Below are 16,507 nucleotides of genomic sequence, written 5' to 3' on the forward strand. Positions count from 1 at the left end.
CGCAGATGCCCACGGTCTCCGAGCGCGTGCGCGCGCTCCACGCGCGCATGACCCTCGACGAGAAGCTCGCGCAGCTCGTCGGCTACTGGCTCGACCAGAACGGCACCGTCGCCCCGATGCAGTCGGAGATGACGGCCGGCCAGGCCGACGGCGGCCGGCTCGCGGAGATCACGCAGCACGGGATCGGGCACTACACGCGCGTGTACGGCACGCGCCCCGTCGACCCGGCGGAGCGGGCGGCGTGGCTGTGGGCGGAGCAGCGGCGGCTGCGGACCGGGACCAGGCTGGGGATCCCGGCGATCGTGCACGAGGAGTGCCTCACGGGTCTCGCCGCGTGGCAGGCCGCGACGTACCCGACGCCGCTCGCGTGGGGCGCGTCGTTCGACCCGGACCTCGTCGAGGAGATGGCGCGCGAGGTGGGGGAGTCGATGCGCACGCTCGGCGTCCACCAGGGCCTCGCGCCCGTGCTCGACGTCGTGCGCGACCCGCGCTGGGGCCGCGTCGACGAGTGCGTCGGCGAGGACCCGTACCTCGTGGGCACGGTCGGCACGGCGTACGTGCGCGGCCTCCAGGACGCGGGCGTGCACGCGACGCTCAAGCACTTCGTCGGGTACTCGGGCTCCCGCGCGGGGCGCAACCACGCGCCCGTGAGCGCCGGGCCGCGCGAGCTCGCCGACGTCTACCTCCCGCCGTTCGAGATGGCGGTGCGCGACGGCGGCGCCCGGTCCGTCATGGCGTCGTACGTGGACGTCGACGGCGTGCCGCTGCACGCGAGCACCGAGCACCTCACCGAGGTGCTGCGCGAGCGCTGGGGGTTCGACGGCGTCGTCGTCGCCGACTACTTCGGCGTCGCGTTCCTCGAGGTGATGCACCGCGTCGCGGCCGACCGGGGCGAGGCGGCGGCGCAGGCGCTCCGGGCGGGCCTGGACGTCGAGCTGCCGACGGGCGACGCCTACCTCGCGCCGCTCGCCGAGCGCGTGCGGTCGGGAGCGCTCGACGAGGCGTGGGTCGACCGCGCCGTGCTGCGCCTGCTCACCCAGAAGGAGGAGCTCGGCCTGCTCGACCCCGGCGCCTACGCCGACGAGCCGCCGACCGCCGTCGACCTCGACACCCCGCGCCAGCGCGCGACCGCGCGCCGCCTCGCGCAGGAGTCGCTCGTGCTGCTCGCGAACGACGGCGTGCTCCCGCTCGTGCGACCCGGGGCCGACGGCGCGCCGGCCGCCCCGCGGCGCGTCGCCGTCGTCGGGCCGGACGCCGACTCGGCCGAGGCGCTCATGGGCTGCTACTCGTTCGTCAACCACGTGCTCGCGCACCACCCTGGCACCCCGGCGGGCATCGAGCTGCCGACGGTGCTCGAGTCGCTGCGCGACGCGCTCGCCGGGGCGGGCACCGACGTCACGTACGTGCGCGGGTGCGCGGTCGAGGGCGACGACGTCACGGAGATCCCGGCCGCGGTCGACGCCGCGCGGGACGTGGACGTCGCGGTCGTCGTCGTGGGCGACGAGGCCGGGCTGTTCGGGCGCGGCACCGTCGGCGAGGGCAACGACGTCGAGTCGCTCGAGCTGCCGGGCGTGCAGCGACGGCTCGTCGAGGAGGTCGTCGCGACGGGCACGCCGGTCGTGCTCGTGCTGCTCACCGGCCGCCCCTACGCGATCGGCTGGGCCCTCGACGCGGGATCGTCGCGCGGCGGCGTCCCGGCCGCCGTCGTGCAGGGCTTCTTCCCCGGCGAGGAGGGCGGGCGCGCCGTCGCGGACGTGCTCGTCGGCGCGGTGAACCCGTCGGGCCGCCTGCCCGTGTCGCTGCCCCGCGCGGGCGGCGCGCAGCCCTACTCCTACCTCCACCCGGTGCTCGGCGGACCGTCCGACGTCACGTCCACCGACCCGACGCCGGTGCGGCCGTTCGGCTTCGGGCTGTCGTACACGCAGTTCGCGTACGCGGACCTCGAGGTCGACGCGGCCGTGGCGGCGGGCGGGACGTTCCGCGCCGCGGTCACCGTGACCAACACGGGCGCGGTGGCGGGGGCGGACGTCGTGCAGCTGTACGCGCGCGACGTCGTGGGCTCCGTGCCGCGGCCCGTCGCGCAGCTCCTCGGGTACGCGCGCGTCGACCTCGCTCCGGGCGAGTCGCGCCGCGTGACGTTCCGCGTCCCGACGACGCGCCTCGCGTTCTCCGACCGCCGCCTCGTGCGCGTGGTCGAGCCGGGCGACGTCGAGGTGTGGGTCGGCGCGCACGCGGCGGCCGTCGACTCCGCCCCCGGAGCGGGCGACCTCGGGTCCACGACCGGCGGCGCGATCGTCAACGAGTCCGCGCCGGCCGCGCGGCACGTGGTGCCGGGCGCGGCGACCGCGCGCGCGACCCTGGCCGTCACCGGCCCCCTGCACGAGGTCACGGCCGCGGACGAGCGGCTCGTCGCCGTCGAGGTGTCCGCACGCGTCGAGGCGGGGGAGCGCGCATGACGCGCGTCCAGAACCCGGTGCTGCCCGGGTGCAACCCCGACCCGTCGGTGTGCCGCGTCGGTGACGACTTCTACCTCGTCACCTCGACGTTCGAGTACCTGCCCGGCCTGCCGGTGCTGCGCAGCCGCGACCTCGCGACGTGGGAGCACGTGGGGGACGTCGTCGACCGGTCGGGGCAGCTCGACTACGACGGCATCCGGTCGTCGGGCGGCCTGTTCGCCCCGACGCTGCGCCACCACGACGGCACGTTCTGGCTCGTGTGCACGCTCGTGGACCCGGACGACGACACCCGCGGCGGGAACTTCGTCATGACGGCGACCGACCCGGCCGGGCCGTGGTCCGACCCGGTGTGGCTGCGCGACGAGGACGGCGAGCGGGTCGCGGGGATCGACCCGTCGATCTTCTTCGACGACGACGGTCGCGTCTGGCTGCACGGCACGCGTCTCGCGCCCGAGCCGGAGTGGTTCCACCAGACCGAGGTGTGGGTGCGCGAGCTCGATCCCGCGACGTGCACGCTCGTGGGCCCCGAGCACGTCGTGTGGACGGGGGCCGTGCGCGGCGCCGTCTGGGCCGAGGGGCCGCACCTGTACAAGGTCGACGGCACGTACTACCTGCTCGCGGCCGAGGGCGGGACGGACTTCCACCACGCGGTGTCCGTCGCGCGCGCGTCGTCGGTCACGGGCCCGTACGAGGGCAACAAGGCCAACCCCGTGCTCACGCACCGGCACCTCGGACGCGGGGTGGACGTCGTCGGCGTGGGCCACGCCGACCTCGTCGAGGCGCCCGACGGCTCGTGGTGGGCCGTGCTGCTCGCGATGCGCGTCTACGGCGGCTACCACTACCCGCTCGGCCGCGAGACGTTCCTCGTCCCCGTCGTGTGGGAGGACGGCTGGCCCGTCCTCGCGCCCGGCGAGGGCCGCGTGCCCGACGCCGTCGAGGTCCCGTTCGCGAGCCCGGCGCCCCGGACGGCGGTCCAGGGCGGGGCGAGCGGCGTCGTCCGCCCCGACGACCCGCGCTGGACGGCGGTGCGCGTCCTGCCGCGCGACGTCGCCACCCCGGCGGGCGAGGGCTGGGACCTCCCGGTGCGCCCGACGACGCTCGCCGAGCCGGGCGCGCCCGCGTTCCTCGGCGTGCGGCAGCAGCACCGCGAGGTCGACGTGACGGTCACCGTGCAGGTCCCGGCCGCGGCGGGGGAGCGCGCGGGCGTCGTCGTGCGCCAGTCCGAGGACGACCACGTGCGGCTCCTCGTCGACGGCGGCCCGGGGGACGAGCGGCGCGTCGTCGCGGTGCACCGGCGCGGAGGCACGGACGCGGTGGTCGGGGAGACGACGGTGACCGCCGCCCCCGGGGAGCCGGTCGTCGTCGGGCTGCGCGTGCGCGGGCAGGACTACGGGCTCGTCGCCGGGCCCGCCGACGGGCCGGTCACGGACGTCGCGACGGTCGACGGGCGCACGCTCGACAGCGCCGCCGCGGGCGGGTTCCTCGGGCTCTGGCTCGGCGTGCACGCGACGAGCGAGGGCCGCCCGAGCGCGTCCGTCGTGCGCGTCGAGCGGTTCGTGTACGAGCCGGTGGCCTGACGCGTCGCCCGGGCGTGCGGGAGCGTGCGGCCGGGCTACGGTCGGGGCATGTCGAGCGAACGGACACGCACCGAGGTGGACCTGCTGGGACCGAAGGAGGTCCCGGCGGACGCCTACTACGGCGTCCACACGGTCCGCGCCATGGAGAACTTCCGCATCTCGGGGACGACGGTGAGCGACGTCCCCGAGATGGTGCGCGGCATGGTGATGGTCAAGAAGGCGTCGGCGCTCGCGAACCGTGAGCTGCGCACCATCCAGCGCGACGTCGCCGACGCGATCGTCGCCGCGTGCGACGAGATCCTGCGCCACGGGCGGTGCCTCGACCAGTTCCCGGTCGACGTGTTCCAGGGCGGGGCCGGGACGAGCGTCAACATGAACACCAACGAGGTCGTCGCGAACCTCGCGCTCGAGCTCGCCGGGTTCGAGAAGGGCCGCTACGACGTCATCAACCCCAACGACCACGTCAACCGCTCGCAGTCCACGAACGACGCCTACCCCACGGGTTTCCGCCTCGCGGTCCACGAGCTCGTCGCGCGGCTCCAGGACGAGGTGCGGCGGCTCGAGCGCGCGTTCGACGAGAAGGCGTCCGAGTTCGCGGACGTCCTGAAGATGGGGCGCACGCAGCTCCAGGACGCGGTCCCCATGAGCCTCGGCCAGGAGTTCGCCGGGTTCGCCGTGAACGTCGGGGAGGAGATCCGCCGGCTCGAGGTCGCGGGCGAGCTGCTGCTCGAGGTCAACCTCGGCGCGACCGCGATCGGCACCGGGCTGAACACCCCGCCCGGCTACCCGAAGGTCGCGACGCGCCGGCTCGCCGAGGTGAGCGGCCTGCACACCGTCCCGGCCGAGAACCTCGTCGAGGCGACCTACGACAACGGCGCCTACCTCGCCGTCCACTCCGCGCTCAAGCGGCTCGCGGCCAAGCTGTCGAAGATCTGCAACGACCTGCGGCTGCTGTCGTCGGGGCCGCGCGCGGGCCTCGGCGAGATCAACCTGCCCGAGCTCCAGGCCGGGTCGTCGATCATGCCCGCCAAGGTGAACCCCGTCATCCCCGAGGTCGTCAACCAGGTCTGCTTCAAGGTCATGGGCAACGACGTGACGATCACGCACGCCGCCGAGGCCGGGCAGCTCCAGCTCAACGTCATGGAGCCCGGGCTCGCGCAGTCGATGTTCGAGTCGCTGCACCTGCTGACCAACGCGTGCGTCGCGCTGCGCACCAAGTGCGTCACGGGCATCACGGCGAACGTCGAGGTCTGCCGCCGCCACGTGCTCGACTCCATCGGCATCGTCACGTACCTCAACGAGATCATCGGCCACCGCAACGGCGACCTCGTGGGCGCGGAGGCCGCCCGGACCGGGGCCTCCGTGCGCGACGTCGTGGTCGCGCGCGGCCTGCTCACGGCCGACGAGGTCGACGCCGTGCTCACGACCGAGAACTTCCTGCGCCCCCGCTACACCGGCCGCTACTACGCGCCCGACGAGCGCGGCCTGCCGCCCGCGGGCGAGGAGGGCGAGTCGTCACGCGTCGTCGAGTCCGACGACGCCACGGGCGCGCCCCCGGAGCCCGAGCCCGAGTCCTGAGGCCGAGGGCGACCTGCCCGCCGTCGGGTCGGCCCGAGGGCCGATCCCGCCGCTCGGGTCGATCGCGCGGCGGAGCGGCGTCATCCCCGGACGAGGCGAGCGATCTCCGTGCCGTCCGGGCCGACGAGCACCAGCCGACCGCCGTCCAGGCCGGCACGGGCTGCCGAGGCGACGTAGCCGGGGACGCTCTCTCCCTCGCACCACATCAGGGTCTGGAGGCCCGTGGTCGCGAGCAGCCGACCGCCGTCGTCCAGAGCCCACGCACCCCCGCCGCCGTTGCACCCGTCGGAGCCGGACCATGTCCCGTCCTCGCGGAAGACGACGTGCGGGTCGGTGGAGGAGCGCGCGGCCGGCTCCCACCGCCCGACGACGTCCCGCACCTCCGCGGGCGCGAGGCCGCCCGGCAGCGGCGCGGGCGGGTCGAACGCCGCCCGCACGTCGTCGGTCACCTCGGGGGCCCGCGCGAAGTGCTCCGCGGCGTCGGGGATCGGGGCCGGGGCGCCGTCGACCTGCAGCCCGGCGACGACGTCGCCGTCCGCGTCGAGCAGGCGCCAGCCCTCGCCGTCGGGCTCGTAGGCGACCACCGTGCGCAGCCACGGGACCTCGGGGATCCCCGCCGCGCCGCACGCCGCCGCGGCGGCGTACGGGTCGGAGGCGACGAAGGCCCGGCCTGCCGCCTCCCAGCCGCCCTCGACGTACGCGCCGCAGTCGCCCCACAGCATGTACTGCCCGGCGTCGAGCCGCAGCCACGTGTCGGGGCCCTCGCCGTCGGCCCCCGAGACCCGCCACATCCCGACCAGCCCGACGGGGTCCGACCCGGACGCGCCCGGCGCCCCGGGGGTCGCGCCGTCGGGGGCGCCGCAGCCCGCGGCGAGACCGACCGCCAGGAGGGCGGCGATCGTCGCCGCGGACGCACGCACGGTCCGGTGTCCGCTCATACCTCGCTCGTGTCCCGGGGCCGGCGGGTCTTGCAGCCGTGCGCCGGGCGGAGCGGGACGGCGGCTACGACCGGACGCGCACGGCCCGGAGCGCGACGCCGACCGCGAGCACGACGACCCCCGCGACCACGCTCGGGACGGGCAGCGTGACGACGAGCGCGACGCACCCGAGCGCGCCGAGCACGGGGAGGACGCGCGGGTAGAGGCGGTGCGGCGCGGTCTGGCGCAGCGCCGAGAGGTTCGCGACGAGGTAGTAGACGAGCACCCCGAACGACGAGAACCCGATCGCGCCGCGCAGGTCCGTCGTGAGCACGAGCAGCACGACCGCCGCCCCGACCGCGAGCTCTGCGCGGTGCGGCACCCGGTGCACGGGGTGCACCGCGGCGAACCAGCCCGGCAGGTCGCCGGTGCGGGCCATCGCGAGCCCCGTGCGGCTCACCCCGGCCAGGAGGGCGAGGAGCGCGCCGGCGCTCGCGGCGACCGCGCCGACGCTCACGACCGGTGCCGCCCACGCCCACGACCCGGCCGCGACGGCGTCCGCGAGCGGCGCGGCGGACGCGGCGAGCCGCGCGGGCCCGAGCACGGGGAGGAGCGTGACCGCCACGACGGCGTAGAGCACGACGACCGTCCCGAGCGACACGAGGACCGCGCGCGGGATGGTGCGGCGCGGGTCGCGTACCTCCTCGCCGAGCGTCGCGACGCGCGCGTACCCGGCGAACGCGAAGAACAGCAGCCCGGCGGCCTGGAGGACGCCGTACCAGCCGCCGTGCGCGCCGTCGGCGTCGAGGACGACGGACCATCGCGGCGTCGTCCCCGCGAGGCTCGCGACGACCGCCGTCGCGATCGCGAGCAGCGCGACCGCGACGATCCCGCGCGCGAGGCGGGCCGTGCGCGTCACGCCGCGGTAGCCGACCGCGGTGAGCACGACGACCGCCGCGGCGGCGACGGGACGCTCCCACCCGGGCGGTGCGGCGTACGCGGCGAGGACGAGCGCCATGGCGGCGCAGCTCGCCGTCTTCCCGACGACGAAGCCCCACCCCGCGACGTAGCCCCACCACGGGCCCAGGTGCTCGCGCCCGTACACGTACGTGCCGCCGGACGTCGGGTGCTGCGCGGCGAGCTGGGCCGACGACGTCGCGTTCGCGTACGCGACGACGGCGGCCAGGGCGAGGCCGACGAGCAGTCCCGTTCCCGCCGCGGCCGCTGCCGGCGCGAACGCCGAGAACACGCCCGCGCCGACCATGGACGCGAGCCCGACGACGACGGCGTCCGTCGTGCCGAGGCGGCGGGCGAGCGACGGCTGGCCGGGTGCGGTGGTCACCCGCACAGCGTGCCAGCACCAGGTGTCCACAAGATGTCCGACGGCGGCCCCGCCACCGGCCCCGGGCGTGGTCCGGAGCGTCCCCGGGAGCCGGTACAGTTCCCGCCGGTGTCCCGTTCCGGTCGTCGTCGACCGGTCCCGACGAGCGGGGGGCGACGGGCTGTGCGCTTCGGCGAGGACGGCGGTGCAGGGGTGGTCTCAGGAGGGTCCGGCGACGGGCGGCGCGCGGGGCGGACGGCGTCGCGCGCGGTGCTCGTGGGGGTGCTCGCGGGCGCGGTCGTGGTGGGGGCGCCGGGGGTCGCGAGCGCGGACCCGGACGACGGGCTGTCGGAGACGTCGCACGTCCGCTACGAGGTGGACGGCACCGGCCCGGTCCGGGTCCGGGTGACGACGACGCTGCGCAACGAGCAGCCCGACAGCGGCCAGTACTTCTACTACTGGGACGCCTACGCCATCCCCGTGCCGGCGGGCGCGACGGACGTCACCGCGACGAGCGGCGGCGCCACCCTCCCCGTCACGCTGGAGCCGACGGAGGACCCGGCCACGAGCGCCGCGCGGGTCTCGTTCTCGCCCCTCAACTACGGGCGCGAGCGGACCGTGGAGTGGGCCTACACGATCCCGGGCGAGCCGATCCGCTCGGAGGGGTACACGCGCGTCGGGCCCGGGTACGCGACGTTCGCCGTCCGCGCCGCCGGGGATCCGGGCCAGGTGACCGTCGAGATCGTCACCCCGACGTCGATGGACTTCGACAGCACGTGGGACGGGTTCACCCCGGTCCTCGAGGGCACGACCCGGACGCACCGCGCGACGGAGAGCACCGACGACCTCGGCACGTGGTCGTTCGTCTCCCTCCGGGACCCGGCGCAGGTCGACACGACGACGGTCGACGCCGCGGGGACGGAGCTCGTGCTCGAGAGCTTCCCGGGCGACGCCGAGTGGAGCGCCTTCGTCGCGGAGCAGGTCGCCGCCGGGCTGCCCGCGCTCGAGCGCGTCGTCGGGATGCCGTGGCCGGGGAACCTCGAGCGCATCCGCGAGGACGTGTCGCCCGAGGTGCTGGGGTACGCGTGGTTCGACCGCGGGTCCGGCGAGATCGTCATCCCCGAGGACCTCGACGCCGGGCTGCTCTTCCACGAGCTCTCGCACGCGTGGCTCGCCGGGGACCGGTTCGCGGACCGGTGGGTGTCCGAGGGCCTGGCCGAGGTCGTGGGGGAGCGCGTCGCGGCGCAGACGGGCGGCCCGACCGAGACGTTCCCGGCCCCCGCGCGCGACGCGGCCGAGGCGCTCCCGCTCGTCGCCTGGGCGGCCGTCGACGTGCAGGACGGCGCCGACGCCACCGAGGAGTACGCCTACGCCGCGGCGTGGACGGCGGTCTCCGCGCTCGTCGGCGGGCTCGACGACGAGACGCTCGGGACGCTCGTCGCCGCCGCGTACGCGGGGGAGAGCGCCTACGACGCCCCCGGCGAGCCGGGCCGTCCCGGCCTGACCGACGGCCGACGCTTCCTCGACCTCGTCGAGGTGCGCGGCGAGGTCGAGGACGCCCAGGCGGCCTACCGCACGTGGGTCGCCGACGCCGACGAGACCGCCCTGCTCGACGCGCGGGGCCCGGCCAGGGAGGCCTACGTCGCCCTCGACGCGGCCGACGGCCAGTGGCTCCCGCCCGCGGGGCTGCGCACCGCGATGACGGACTGGGCGTTCGCGGACGCCGACGCGGCCCGGGAGGCGATCGGGCCCGACGCCGCCGCGGCCGCCGGCCAGGTCCAGGAGGCCGCCGACGACGCGGGCCTGCCCGACCCGGCCGCCGTGCGCACGCAGTACGAGAGCGCCCGCACCGCCGAGGAGTACGCCGCGCTCGCGACCGTGCTGCCGCGCACGGTCGAGGTCGTCGGGACGGTCGGCGACGCCGTCGCCGCGAGCACCGGCGGCGGGCCGTTCGCCGACCTCGGCCGCCTCCTGCTGGACGTCGACGGCTCGACCGCCGAGGCACGCGCCGCGCTCGACGCCGGCCGCCTCGACGAGGCCGACGCCGCGGCCGACGACGCGTCGTCGCGCGCCGCCGTCGCGCCGTGGGTCGGGATCGGTGCCGTGCTGCTCGTCGTCGCGGCGCTCGCGGGTGCGGTCGTGCTCGTGGTGCGCCGCCGTCGTGCGGCGGCCGCCGCCGCGCCCGCCGCGCCGGACGCGGACCCGGCGGTCGAGCAGGACTCGGCGGTCGAGCAGGACTCGGTGGTCGGGCAGGACTCGGTGGTCGACGGGACGGACGACCCGGCGGACGAGGGGAAGCCCGTCGTCCCCGTCGCGGCGCCGTAGCCCGCGGCCCGGGTGGTGAGCCCGGCGGGGCGACGTACGGTCGAGGGAGTGCGCCCGGTCGACCAGGCGGCCGGGCCGGAGACCAGGAGGGCCCGCTCATGACCGCGTCGCAGCCGCAGGACCGCCGGGGCACCGGCGACGAGCAAGACTGGCGGGACGAGCAGGAACCGGTCCGCGGCGAGCCGGACATCGGCACCGCGGGCGCGTTCCCCGCGCTCGCCAACGACTCGCTGCCGAAGGACCCCGAGGTCCCCACCGACGTCGACCCGGGCGACGAGCGAAGCTGGAGCGGCGACGACGTCGACGACCCGGGCGCGGAGCCGGGCGCCGGCGCGTCGGGCACCGGCCGCTGAGGCCAGCCGAGCGGTCCCGCGGCGCCGGGGCGCGGCGTCGTCGGGGACACTAGGAGCAGCACTGTCTGTCGATGCAAGGAGTCCTAGGTGCCCCAGGGAACAGTCCGATGGTTCGACGCCGACCGAGGGTTCGGCTTCATCGACCTCGGGAACGAGGCCGAGGACCTGTTCGTGCACGCGTCCGAGATCGTCGGTGACGACGGCCCGAAGCAGCTCCGCGAGGGGCAGGTCGTCGAGTTCGAGATGGGCACCGGCGACCGCGGCCCGCAGGCGCGGCGCGTCCGCGTGACGGGCGACCGCGCCGCCGACGCGCCCGTGGGCGTGCTCGGCACGGTGGTCTGGTACGAGCCGGCCAAGGGCTACGGCTTCGTCACGCCCGACGGGCGCAGCGACGAGATCTTCCTGCACAGCTCGGCCATCGTCGGGGGCGGCGTCGTCACGGAGGGGCAGCGCGTGGCGTTCCTCGTCGTCGAGGGCGAGAAGGGCCCGCAGGCGGACCACCTGCTGCCGCTCGGCGCGCAGGCCGCGCAGCCCGCGGCGGACGGCGCCGACGGCACCGTGTCCTGGTACGACGACGTCAAGGGCTTCGGCTTCGTCGCTCCCGACGGCGGCGGGGACGACGTCTTCGTGCACGTCAGCGCCCTGGGCCGCGGGCTCACCGAGCTCGCCGAGGGTGCGCGCGTGACGTACGACGTCGTCGAGGGCGACAAGGGGCCGAACGCCCGGAACGTGCAGCTCGTGGGCGGCTCCGGGCGCCCGGGTCCGGACCGCGGCCGACCGGGCTCGGACCGAGGCCGTCCGGGCTCGGACCGCGGTCGTCCGGCGTCCGGCGGTCGCGTGCGCGGCGGCGAGGGCACGGTCGCGCGCTACGACGCGGACCGCGGCTTCGGCTTCATCACGCCCGACGCCGGCGGCGAGGACCTGTTCGTGCACGTGTCGGTCGTGCGCGGCGGGGAGGAGCTCGAGGAGGGGGACCGGGTCCGGTTCAAGATCCGGCAGAGCGACCGCGGGCCGCAGGCCGACGGCGTCGAGCTCATCTGAGCGAGGGGCGGCGCGGCTCCCGTCGAGCCGCCCTGCCCCGCACCTGCCCCGCACCCGCCCCGCTGCGTCCCACCGCGGCGGGGCGCGGTCGTCCTCGCCGGGGGCCGCGGGGATTGCCCTGGAAGTCGGTGGTGCCGGTCCCTAGGGTCGTCGGATGGACGCCCAGGAGATCCGCTCGGCCTACCTCGACTTCTTCGCCGCCCGGGGGCACGCCGTGATCGAGCGAGCGCCCCTGGTGCTGCGCGAGGACCCGACGACCCTGTTCACGGGCGCGGGCATGCAGCCGCTGATGCCCTACCTGCTGGGCGTGCGACCGCACGCCGCCGGGCGGCTCCTGGTCGACTCGCAAGCCGTGCCTGCGGTCGCAGGACATCGACGAGGTCGGCGACCGGCGGCACACGACCTTCTTCGAGATGCTGGGCAACTGGAGCCTCGGGTCGGCCGACGATTGCCCGGCTACGGACGTACGTGCCGAGCTTGGCGATCGCCGACTGGTGCTCGCGACGAGCGGTGACCTGTGCAGTGACCTGTGCGGCGACTTCTTCGGGGTGCTCGATGTAGTCCCGAAGCCACCAGGCGACATGCTCTGCGTTGGGGCCGGACATCTCCGCGAGGTCAGCAGCGCGGGACAGGGCTCCAGTTGCGACGTCGGGAACGGCACTCATGATGTAGCGCACGATCTCGGCCCAACTGTGCACTCGCGGTGCAGCTCCGTCGCGAGTTGTTCGACGTCGGCGTCGCTCAGAACACCATCAGGACGGGTCGTGGCGGAATCATCGCGCACCGCGGAAGGTCCTGGCCCGGTAGGCCGACGATTCTGCAGGCTCGGCCTCGCTGGCCGGTCCTCGACCGGTTCGAGGGTGGGTCCGGTGCTCAACGGTCACCGTTGACGCCGTCGCACTGGTGGCTGGTGGTCACGGGAGCCGATTGGACACTCACCAAGTACGTCACTACAGTTATTACAGATGATAGGGCGAGACGGAAGGGAGGTGCTGTCGATGGTCGTCACGGTCGAAGCCAAGACGGCAGGGCAGAAGGACCTCGTCGTGCTGTCCCAGGCCCTCGAGCAGCTGGGTCCGGAGTCGCCTTTGCGCGCCCTGCTCGCGACGCTGCGCGGCAGCCTTACCGCTGGCAAGGGTGCGACGCTCGTCGAGCAGGATGCCCAGCTCAGCCCGAACAAGGCGGCGGACATGATCGGCGTCTCGCGCCCGTTCCTGCTGGGCTTCATGAAGTCCGGCGCGCTGAAGTTCACCACGGTGGGCACCCACCAGCGCATCGCGCTGTCCGACCTGCTCGAGTTCAACGAGCGCCGGCTGGCTGCAGGCAAGCTCGTGGCGGAGGCCTCCGCGAACAAGGCCGCCCGCGAGCAGGCTGCCGTGGACCGCCTCGCGCCGATCAGCGACGAGGCGCTCAGGGAGCTCGACGAGCTCTGAGCACGGCCGGTCCTTAGGACCGCAGGTGCTCCAGGAGTGCGCGGGCGACCGGCTCATGCTCCTCGCAGGTGGGACACACGGGCAGATCGGCGGAGCTGTCCAGGCGGGGCACGAACCACTCACCGCACAGCGAGAGCACGGCCGTGCCGGTGACGAACCCCGCAGTGAGCCGGCCGGTGTTGACGTAGTGGAGCACCGTCGGCGCGGGCAGCTCCTTGACGTGCACGGCGATATCGGTCGTCGCGCTGATGGTCGCGGTCAGCTGTGCCAGGCGTGCGTGCGAGATCGTCGACAGGAACAGCAGGTCGCCACCGGGCAGGTACGACTGGTCCTGTTCGCCGTCGCACACGCACGCCAGGATCTCGACAATCGCCTCGACCAGATCACGGCCCGCGCCGCGGACCAGCAGCGAGGTCTGGAGTATGCCGGAGCTCGTGTGCGCCAGGTCGGCGGTGGGCGCGGGTGCGTCGTGCTCGATCTCCACGCGCAGCGTGCACGCGCCGCCCCCGGCCGGCGCGGTCAGCGCGAACTCGATCGGGCGGGTCTGCGCGACGGCGTCACGCAGCGCGTCCAGGAGCGCGGTCAGCGCGGCGATCTTCCAGCGGCGCCGCTCGAGGTGGACGGCGTCCTGCGCGGCCAGCTGCTTGTCGAGCTCGCTCGGTGCCCAGGTGCCCTTCTTGAAGAAGTCGGCTGACGTCGAGTGGAAGCGGTCGTGACGCTCGGCGAAGACGAGCCACCAGACGCCGTCCTCAAGCACCACGGCGCCGCGCCAGGCCGCCCCGGTGCGTGCGCGCACCTCGTGGACGGTGCGGCGGGCCGTCTTGGTCGACGCCGCCTTGGACGAGGACGCGTGGACGTCCGGCACGCCGCCCTTCTCCAGGATCGTGCGGGCGTCGTCCAGGAGCGGGTGCTTCAGCTCGCCGAGTCGGAGCCCGGCCAGGATTGCTCGTTGGGTGTCGAGGTCGGTGGCCTGCTTGGCCCGCTCGAGCTCGTGCTGCGCGGCGGCGACCAGCGGCTCGTCGTCCGGAAGGATCTTGAGCGCCTTGAGCGTGGGGCGCACCTGCGGCGCCTCGCGGTGTGGTTCGGTCGTGCTCATTTCACCTGTCCTGGATAGCGTGGGGACCTGCACCCCGGAACCGTCACGGCCGGGGTTCTGCTGTGCCTGTTGGTGTTCGTGGCTCGTCATGCGGATGAGGCTGGACCCGCCGGGACGATTGCGTCGCGTGCTGCCCGAGCCGCCTTGCGCAGCGCCTCGCGGTGATCGGTGCTGTACGGGTAGGCCAGGGCCCGGTGCCACTCCTCGCGCCGCCCCAGCGGGTGGCGCGCGTCGGGCACGAGCTTGACCTTCTCCCGCAGCAGCCCGGTCCGGCGCAGTTCGAGGTACCCGCGCTCGGCGGTGCGTTCGCTGAACCCGTAGAACTCCTGGGCGCGCTCGTTGGCCATGACGAACGTGAGCTTGCCCTTGGGGTCCTGCGTGTCGCGCAGGATCACCAGGAGCATCGCCTTGCCCGGCAGCGACAGCGCGTCGATCGCGCCGGCGGTCCAGTAGTCGAACGGCAGCGTGAAGAACCCCCGGCCCCGCGCGGCCGGGTCCTCCTCGGGCTCGGGGTTCCACGGCTCCCCGTCGCCGTTCTCGCGCTTGAGGACGAACTCGGGCATGCCCTTGCGGCCCTGGACATCCAGGAGGCCGCGGTCCTGGAGAAAGCCCATCGCCCCGCGCACCGACCGCTCGGTGACCTCCGGCCCGAGCAGCCGCGCCCACGTCCTGACCGACAGCGGCGACCCCGGAAGGATCGGCTGCAGCGCGTGGACCGACAGCAGCAGGTCCAGAGCGACCTCCTTGCGCCCGGTGACCAGCTCGGCCAGGACCGACGGGCGCGGCTTGGTCTCGCGCTGCACGAAGTCCTTGCGGATCCGTACGAACCCTCGGCGCGCCTGCTCGAGCAGGGTGGCGCGAGTGTGCTCGGTGTCCGAGATCGGCTCGTCCTCGATCCCTGCGAACGGGTCGAACTCTGCGTCTTGGCCGGCGGCCTCAGTGCTGGTGGTCATGACCCAACGGTACGCCATGGGTCCCGACATGTTGTCGATCAGAACCCGGACAGATGACGCTCTCAGGTGCCAGTGTGCGACGTCGTGCGATCCTCGATGCGAGGACGTGCGACACCAATGCGAGACCGTAAGGCTTAAGGGCGCCCGGACGACCGGACCGGCGACCCTGGTCCGGTCGTCCCGCCGGGCCTGGACGGAACTTCCTGCCGGTTCGTGCCCTCCCCGGCAACACGCCCCTCCGAGGCACCCACCACACTCTCGCCGGCCACGCCCGGTGGCGAAGCTCGGTTAACCGATCGCGCCAGGACCGCGGCCACCGGCGTCGTCGACGCCTGCCTCCTCGAGCGGGCCGGCCACGGTCGTCCAGCATCATGGCGTCCAGGTACTCAGTCCAGAGGTCGTTCTCCTTGCCGTCACGATCCGCTGTCGCCACTGCTCGGTCTGCCGCCGGTCCATGTCGTCGATGTCAAGCATCCGGGCGCGCTCGACCTGGGCCCAAAAGCCACGTCCGGGGAGCCTTTGCATCGGTCAGGCCGCGTGGAGGGGTGAGTCCTCGGCTTCGACGGATCATCCGGTCAATCGCGGCGGATCCTTCAGTTGCGAGCCCGAGAGGCCGCCACGCTCCCTCCGGAGTTGGGATGGCGTCGACCTCGTGAGTCGGTCCGCTGTCATGATCCGGCGTAGGGCTGCGGTGTACGAGGTGCTTTCGGCTTGTGCCAGCGCACGCGCCTCGCGCTTCAGCGCCGGACGACGAGTCCGGGCTCTGGGCGGTGGGAATCGTCCTGTAGCTTCTAGGCATGCTGGCCGGAGCGGCGCTGATGGGCGGGATCGCCCACATGGTGAGGCATCGTTACCCGCAGCCGACGGACTGAGCCGCTACTTCTCACAGATCGCGCGACACGCCCCAGGTTGCGCAAAGTACAGCGGCGTGTCCGCGCAATCTGCGCTGCACGTTGACATCAAGATCCGCCGTGAGAGGGGCGATTCAGCGTGCGTGGTCCTGGCCGGCAGGGGGTGCTGCATACACCTCTGGTCTCGTACCGCTGTCGTCGACGAGACTGGCCGGGTGAGGCTGATGCAGATCGAGCCCGGTGCCACCGGTGCGTGGGAGATCGAGACGTTCATGTCTGGTGCCTACCGCCTCTCGATCCCCGCGGACGGGCGGCCGTCGGTGGTCGAGTTGGCAATGCCAGGTGAGGAGCAAGACGCCGAGGCGGTTGGGCTCCTGGCGTGGGGGGGGGCTGCTGCACGGATCTGTGACATCTCAGATCGCTTGCTCGCCGAGCAGGCTGGAAGGATGTTGCTGTGCCCAGGCCCTATCCCCGTGAGTTTCGTGAGGACGTCGTGCGGGTCGCCCGGAACCGTGGTCCCGGTGTGACGCTGGCACAGATCGCCCAGGACTTCGGGGTCCATGAGATGACGATCACGAAGTGGTTGCGTGCCGCCGATGTCGAGGA

General features: G+C 74.3%; 12 protein-coding genes and 1 pseudogene. 9 read left to right on the plus strand and 4 right to left on the minus strand.

Annotation, left to right across the window (positions count from 1 at the left end; translation table 11 throughout):
* Nucleotides 1-5: 5 nt before the first annotated feature.
* The 3 genes from E1O70_RS02930 to aspA are packed head-to-tail and all read left to right on the plus strand — an operon-like array spanning nt 6 to nt 5,611.
* Nucleotides 6-2,456 (plus strand): beta-xylosidase/alpha-l-arabinosidase, encoded by a 2,451-nt coding sequence (locus E1O70_RS02930; protein ID WP_061269311.1) that lies wholly within the window; start codon nt 6-8, stop codon nt 2,454-2,456.
* On the plus strand, nt 2,453-4,033 hold the full coding sequence (locus E1O70_RS02935; protein WP_061269310.1) for a glycoside hydrolase family 43 protein: 1,581 nt from the start codon (nt 2,453-2,455) through the stop codon (nt 4,031-4,033). Before E1O70_RS02930 ends, E1O70_RS02935 begins: the two co-directional genes overlap by 4 nt.
* A 48-nt stretch (nt 4,034-4,081) precedes the next feature.
* Complete coding sequence (gene aspA / locus E1O70_RS02940; RefSeq protein WP_082774831.1) at nt 4,082-5,611, plus strand: aspartate ammonia-lyase; 1,530 nt, start codon at nt 4,082-4,084, stop codon at nt 5,609-5,611.
* 80 nt (nt 5,612-5,691) lie between these two features.
* On the opposite strand, the gene E1O70_RS02945 is transcribed toward aspA, so the two are convergent.
* Nucleotides 5,692-6,549, minus strand: coding sequence for an META domain-containing protein (locus tag E1O70_RS02945; protein ID WP_061269309.1), 858 nt, complete (start codon nt 6,547-6,549; stop codon nt 5,692-5,694).
* A 64-nt stretch (nt 6,550-6,613) separates the two neighbouring features.
* Nucleotides 6,614-7,792 carry an APC family permease gene (locus E1O70_RS02950; protein ID WP_128957752.1) on the minus strand — a complete coding sequence of 393 codons (1,179 nt, stop codon included), beginning with the start codon at nt 7,790-7,792 and terminating at the stop codon, nt 6,614-6,616.
* Between the two features lie 270 nt (nt 7,793-8,062).
* Here E1O70_RS02950 and E1O70_RS02955 point away from each other — a divergent pair, with 270 nt between their 5' ends.
* The 6 genes and pseudogenes from E1O70_RS02955 (at nt 8,063) to E1O70_RS02975 (ending at nt 13,001) form a co-directional block, all read left to right on the plus strand.
* Nucleotides 8,063-10,174, plus strand: coding sequence for a hypothetical protein (locus tag E1O70_RS02955; protein ID WP_128957723.1), 2,112 nt, complete (start codon nt 8,063-8,065; stop codon nt 10,172-10,174).
* A gap of 98 nt (nt 10,175-10,272) precedes the next feature.
* Nucleotides 10,273-10,527: a hypothetical protein gene (locus E1O70_RS02960; protein WP_061269306.1), complete on the plus strand. Its 255-nt coding sequence runs from the start codon at nt 10,273-10,275 to the stop codon at nt 10,525-10,527.
* A gap of 87 nt (nt 10,528-10,614) precedes the next feature.
* Entirely contained in the window at nt 10,615-11,568 is a 954-nt protein-coding gene (locus E1O70_RS20545; protein WP_061269305.1) for a cold-shock protein, read from the plus strand.
* A 154-nt stretch (nt 11,569-11,722) separates the two neighbouring features.
* Nucleotides 11,723-11,896: pseudogene (locus E1O70_RS20685) on the plus strand (alanine--tRNA ligase-related protein); the annotation flags it as partial.
* A 43-nt stretch (nt 11,897-11,939) separates the two neighbouring features.
* Nucleotides 11,940-12,458 carry a hypothetical protein gene (locus tag E1O70_RS20690; protein WP_420808501.1) on the plus strand — a complete coding sequence of 173 codons (519 nt, stop codon included), beginning with the start codon at nt 11,940-11,942 and terminating at the stop codon, nt 12,456-12,458.
* A gap of 75 nt (nt 12,459-12,533) precedes the next feature.
* Nucleotides 12,534-13,001 carry a helix-turn-helix domain-containing protein gene (locus E1O70_RS02975; protein ID WP_128957724.1) on the plus strand — a complete coding sequence of 156 codons (468 nt, stop codon included), beginning with the start codon at nt 12,534-12,536 and terminating at the stop codon, nt 12,999-13,001.
* 13 nt (nt 13,002-13,014) lie between these two features.
* Here the strand turns inward: E1O70_RS02975 and E1O70_RS02980 are convergent, their stop codons facing one another.
* A complete protein-coding gene (locus E1O70_RS02980) occupies nt 13,015-14,097 on the minus strand; it encodes a DUF3039 domain-containing protein (RefSeq protein WP_061269303.1) in 1,083 nt (360 codons plus the stop codon).
* Between the two features lie 86 nt (nt 14,098-14,183).
* Nucleotides 14,184-15,050, minus strand: coding sequence for a hypothetical protein (locus tag E1O70_RS02985; protein ID WP_061269302.1), 867 nt, complete (start codon nt 15,048-15,050; stop codon nt 14,184-14,186).
* Nucleotides 15,051-16,507: the final 1,457 nt, after the last annotated feature.

It is taken from the genome of Cellulosimicrobium funkei (assembly GCF_004519295.1).
Taxonomy (GTDB): domain Bacteria; phylum Actinomycetota; class Actinomycetes; order Actinomycetales; family Cellulomonadaceae; genus Cellulosimicrobium; species Cellulosimicrobium funkei.